The organism is Niveibacterium sp. 24ML, assembly GCF_026586805.1.
Taxonomy (GTDB): domain Bacteria; phylum Pseudomonadota; class Gammaproteobacteria; order Burkholderiales; family Rhodocyclaceae; genus Niveibacterium.
This window is the reverse complement of the sequence record NZ_JAPFHA010000059.1, coordinates 1-2430: the sequence shown is the minus strand read 5'-3', so window position 1 is coordinate 2430 and position 2430 is coordinate 1. Positions and strand designations below refer to the sequence as shown.

Annotated in this window: 4 protein-coding genes; all 4 read right to left on the bottom strand. The window is 55.8% G+C overall.

What is annotated here, in order from left to right:
• Positions 1-199: 199 nt before the first annotated feature.
• Positions 200-418 carry a hypothetical protein gene (locus tag OPU71_RS21125; protein WP_267730082.1) on the bottom strand — a complete coding sequence of 73 codons (219 nt, stop codon included), beginning with the start codon at positions 416-418 and terminating at the stop codon, positions 200-202.
• A gap of 97 nt (positions 419-515) precedes the next feature.
• Positions 516-926: a hypothetical protein gene (locus OPU71_RS21120; RefSeq protein ID WP_267730081.1), complete on the bottom strand. Its 411-nt coding sequence runs from the start codon at positions 924-926 to the stop codon at positions 516-518.
• Positions 927-1354: 428 nt separating this feature from the next.
• Positions 1355-1786: a DUF4275 family protein gene (locus OPU71_RS21115; protein WP_267730080.1), complete on the bottom strand. Its 432-nt coding sequence runs from the start codon at positions 1784-1786 to the stop codon at positions 1355-1357.
• A gap of 134 nt (positions 1787-1920) precedes the next feature.
• On the bottom strand, positions 1921-2349 hold the full coding sequence (locus tag OPU71_RS21425) for a WapI family immunity protein (protein ID WP_420712413.1): 429 nt from the start codon (positions 2347-2349) through the stop codon (positions 1921-1923).
• Positions 2350-2430 lie beyond the last annotated feature (81 nt).

Here is a 2430-nt window from a genome sequence, read left to right as displayed (position 1 = left end):
AAACCTGCGGCGCCCCGCAAAGCGAGAAGCGCCGGGACAGCGATTCAAACATTGCCAGCAGGAATTTCGAATGAATAAACACGGGGCTAACGTGGAAGTAACCGGCACCGGAGCGCCAGCGGAGGGGACCCAAATGCGCAGCATTTGGGTGTCCGGTTGACTGCAGTGTTAGAGCGCGGACGTTGAACTGGGGTTGTTTTCATGAGCCGCTCAATTGGTAGCCGATGGTGAGTGCAGCCAGCAAAGCCGCGAGGCCAATTACTGAGACGAACACGGCATTGTGGGGTTGTTTCCGTTGGGGCGGATAGCGACCGAACGTGACGATGCGCAAGACAACCCAGCCGGGCCAATAAAAGACAACCGCCAACAAAACATCGACGAGCCACGAGCCAACAAAGCTGGAAATAGCATCGATCACTGGTGCGCTCTAACGTGAAGCTAACCGGCCGCCGGAGCCCGTAGGGCGGAGGGAACCCAACAGCGCAGCTGTTGGGCGGTCCGCGTTGAGCGTAGGGTTAGGCGCCGGGTCTAGAGGTAATGGCACGATATTGTTCATTCCACCAGACTACCAATTGAGCATGCTGTTCGTGGCTGACCCAAGTGAGATTTTCGCTAACGGCGGGATCACCGCCGAAGGCGATTGGTTTTGTGTACCACTTGACCTTGCCCACAAAGCGTTCGTCGACAGTGAGTTTAAGCGGCGATGGAAAGCTGAATGACTGAAGGTCTTGTTCAGTGAGCGGAACGGTTGGCACCGAGAAATACTTTCCAGTGGGTGCCACAACGATGAAGTCGTCCCAGCCCTTTAGCCCAACCAATTGGTAGCCCGGTAGATAAGTTGGAAGTTTGTATTGTTGCGCCTTGGCATGGCTTTCCTCCTCGGAGAAAAGCACCAAGTAATCCTCATCGCACCAACCTTCGTTCATGTCAGGCGCCTAACGTTGGACGTAACGGGCGCCGGAGCGCAGCGGAGGGCACCAAACTGCGCAGCAGTTTGGCGTCCCGTTGACGGACCTGTTAGCGGCAGCGGTGAAATTTGAACGGCGATTCATGCAGCGCAGGCCCGAAGTGCAGGGGATTGAGAAAGCGAAACGGTTGCGGGGAAAAGCTCGCGACCACGACCGGAACGATAACCGGGCGTGGCGCCCGACTGCCGTGCAAGAATTGGCCCCCAAACCGAAACGGTACAAGCGCTGCACGGGAACGTTGGCCACGCCGGCAAAGCCAACGCACGTTTCAAGTTCGGACGCTTTCAGCATTGACGCTAACGTTGGACGTAACGGGCGCCGGAGCGCAGCGGAGGGAACCAAAATGCGCAGCATTTTGGCGTCCCGTTGACGGACTTGTTAGGCATTTAGCACCACCCCTTCAGGCGAGCAGCCTCCACCTCTTTGGCCTTCTTGAGCCTTGATTGATTCTCGGCGTCCAGCGCCGAAAATTCGGGATGTCGCGCGAAGTAAGGACCTAACCAACCGTCTTCGTGAGTGAAAGCCATTGTCCAAGCGAAATTTGGCGGAAAAACGTAGTAGTCGCTCAGAGATGATGTCTCGGGCAAGAGATCCGTTAGAACTGCCACTTTGCGATCATTGGAGAGAACCACGAATTCGATACCCAATTGTTGTTTGTATTGCTCGATGGCGGTGACCCCATTGACGCTGGGGTAACGGTCAGCGCTGAATACGTGCCAAAGATATGCATTCGTGTTCGCGCCGCTTCGATTCCTGCCATAGACGGCGAGCCATTCTTCCGCAAGTAGGCTCGCAGCCTCAGTGGAGAGCGTCTGCAAAATTCTTCCAGGGGCAACGAGGGGGCGATGTCCTTGTATCAACTTGTGGCGCCTAACGTTGGACGTAACGGGCGCCGGAGCGCAGCGTAGGGAACCAAAGTGCGCAGCACTTTGGCGTCCCGTTGACGGACTTGTTAGCCGCCGGCATGAAGTCGCTTGAAGTCGTCAAGTACGGACTTGATACTACAAGGGTCGATTTCAAAGCCGCCCGACAGCTTATTTGGCCAATATGTTGGGCCGCTGTATTGATACTGGCAAAGCGAAATTTCAACAACGAGATGCCCTAAGGAGTCTCGACTACGGATTTCAAGCCTGAAATCCTCCGGACTGCATGCTTCCAACGTGGCTACGCCCTTTCTGGTCAATTCGAGCGTGCTTAGCTGGTTAATGAACCCGTTGAGGACGGGCTCCTCAAGCCACACGGACTTGTGGAATGCTGAGAATTTTCCGAGATTCACTTGAGCAGAGACGTGTACGTCGCCCTCGTTTGGAACACCCCTCGGGGCTCTCTCAAGAACGGACAATTCGATCAGATTGTCATCGAACTGGATTCGCACATTCATAGGCGGCTAACGTTGGACGTAACGGGCGCCGGAGCGCAGCGGAGGGCACCAAACTGCGCAGCAGTTTGGCGTCCCGTTGAC